The sequence below is a fragment of the Mixta mediterraneensis genome, from assembly GCF_030283135.1.
GTDB lineage: Bacteria > Pseudomonadota > Gammaproteobacteria > Enterobacterales > Enterobacteriaceae > Pantoea > Pantoea mediterraneensis.
Map to the genome: position 1 here is coordinate 1 of NZ_JASUAZ010000113.1, position 1,892 is coordinate 1,892.

At 54.0% G+C, this 1,892-nt stretch carries 5 protein-coding genes; all 5 read right to left on the reverse strand.

Translation table 11 applies throughout. The features are described from left to right. On the reverse strand, nucleotides 1-212 hold a 212-nt coding region (locus tag QRY16_RS21810), incomplete at its 3' end, for a hypothetical protein (RefSeq protein ID WP_289778039.1). A 61-nt stretch (nucleotides 213-273) separates the two neighbouring features. After that, nucleotides 274-684 (reverse strand): DUF1380 family protein, encoded by a 411-nt coding sequence (locus tag QRY16_RS21815; RefSeq protein WP_289778040.1) that lies wholly within the window; start codon nucleotides 682-684, stop codon nucleotides 274-276. An 84-nt stretch (nucleotides 685-768) separates the two neighbouring features. Further along, complete coding sequence (locus QRY16_RS21820; protein ID WP_289778041.1) at nucleotides 769-1,005, reverse strand: hypothetical protein; 237 nt, start codon at nucleotides 1,003-1,005, stop codon at nucleotides 769-771. A gap of 295 nt (nucleotides 1,006-1,300) precedes the next feature. Further along, a complete protein-coding gene (locus tag QRY16_RS21825; RefSeq protein ID WP_004187345.1) occupies nucleotides 1,301-1,531 on the reverse strand; it encodes an Hha/YmoA family nucleoid-associated regulatory protein in 231 nt (76 codons plus the stop codon). 97 nt (nucleotides 1,532-1,628) lie between these two features. Beyond that, on the reverse strand, nucleotides 1,629-1,892 hold a 264-nt coding region (locus QRY16_RS21830), incomplete at its 5' end, for a hypothetical protein (RefSeq protein WP_289778042.1).

The window sequence follows — 1,892 nt, forward strand, 5'->3', positions numbered from 1 at the left end:
TCCCCCAGGTGCATAAGGGTAGCGATAAAATCAACGATGATTTCGGAAACCGGGTGTCCGTCGCTGCCCTGCTCATTCAGGCGCGCAAACAGCGCCAGCGCCTTAGCGGCCTTGATTGCCCGCTCTTCGTTGTCTTCGTCCATACTGCCGAAACACCAGTCCCCCTTTTCAATCAGGGCCAGCGTTTCATAATAGGCTTCATTCCGGGACATGTTTTTTCCTCCTGCGCCAGTCGGGGCGCTGCCGTAAAAGTTCGCTGCGTTATTGCGTGAATTAGCCGTTAATCACCTTCGTGATGCACTCCAGCGCCTCAGAATCCTGCGGGTAAAGTCGGCGTGCAGCTCCTTCGCCAGACTGGATCTCTTCCAGCCGGATAAACTGCGCCGCCAGCGCCACGACTTTTTGCAGCGCCCCGGCATTGACCTCAATTTTTCGATCGCGGGCGGCATCTTCGCGCACCTGCTTCGCCAGGCTCCAGACGGTATCTTTTCCGACGCCATAACGGCTGTGTGTACTGCATTCCGCGATTTCTGCCAGAACGGCTTCGGCCTCATCGTCAGTGAGGCTCATATCACTGGTGCAGTCATGGACATCTTCAGCAGTCCAGATCAAAAGGCTGATCCGCTGCTGTGGTTCAAAACTATCGAGAAGCCTTGCGCAAATTTCATTTACGTTACCGTGCATTGTAAAACTCCTGCGCCAGTCGGGGCGCTGCCGCGAAAGACCGGATGCCTTTCGATGTGATAATTATACGTCTAATGAGCCATGTTAATCAAGCAATTTTTCTCGCTCATAGCTGCTACAGGCAACGCTGTAGCCGTTTTCATCCAGTTCAGAAGGCCAGTCGTCACGCCCGCAACCTGACAGCAGGCAGGCGCTGAGGTGCCCTGGTCGATAGTCGAGATGCTGGCATGAGGCGCAAAGGTCATCATCTGAGATTGAGCGGCCTGCGAAGATAGGCGGCGCTCCATCAGTGGGAATTTCACGAATATGTAGCGTTGTCATTTTTTACTCCTGCGCCAGTCGGGGCGCTGCCGGTTAGCGATGCAGGGGGCTTTCGCCCCCTGCGGCAGTTCAGTCCTTACCCTTATCCTTCATGACTTTAATCAGCCCGGTAATGGCTGTAATGAGGGCGGCCACGGCCGTGATAATCTGAGGGAGGTTATGGAGGATTTCAGAAGAGGTCATAATGCACCTGTAAGGCTGTTTAGGAGGGTACTGATTTGAATCAGTAAAATCATTATACGTCTAACGAGCCATAGATGCAAGCAAAAAAACGCCCCTTGTAGGGGCGCTGTGATTATTTTACATACTGCCAGACATGCGGCGGGATCTTATCCCAGATGCGCCCCGATGCCAGCTCTGCGCGGCGATGGTCGGCGGCAGCCTCAAAAGCCTCGGTGTCCTCCGGCGGCACCTGTCCACGATCGCGCATGGATTCGTACATTTTTTCCAGTGTGTCCGGGTTACGACTGCGCCGAAAACGGAGAAGGTAAAAACGCCTCCGCGCCTGATAAACTGTTTCCGCCATGTATCTGCGTCCTGAGCGCCTTGTTATTTCGCATAGTATTCACGTTTTGGTTGAATAAGTCTTCGACTATACGCCCCTTGCGGGGCGTAGCAGGCGGTCAGCCCCAGGTGCTGTAAAAATGGCTTTCGTTAGGATCGGTCTTATAAGCCTGTTCGTACTCGTCAATGCTGACAGACGGATGCTCATGGTTTTCACGGATGCGACGGGTCACGGGTTCGCCTTTAAAGTCGTTCAATACCGGCTTTAACTCGCCAGACATCGCACTGTCTGCTTTCACCTGCTGCGCTGCGATGCGGCGCAGTACGGCGGTTTTCTTACCGCGCAGGGCGATCACCTGATAAAAACAGGTATTTGTCTGCTC

What these genes read in the sequence shown, in the direction of transcription:
- QRY16_RS21815 (WP_289778040.1), bottom strand. Translation starts at nt 684, where the DNA reads ATGCACGGTAACGTAAATGAAATTTGCGCAAGGCTTCTCGATAGTTTT.
- QRY16_RS21820 (WP_289778041.1), bottom strand. Translation starts at nt 1,005, where the DNA reads ATGACAACGCTACATATTCGTGAAATTCCCACTGATGGAGCGCCGCCT.
- QRY16_RS21825 (WP_004187345.1), bottom strand. Translation starts at nt 1,531, where the DNA reads ATGGCGGAAACAGTTTATCAGGCGCGGAGGCGTTTTTACCTTCTCCGT.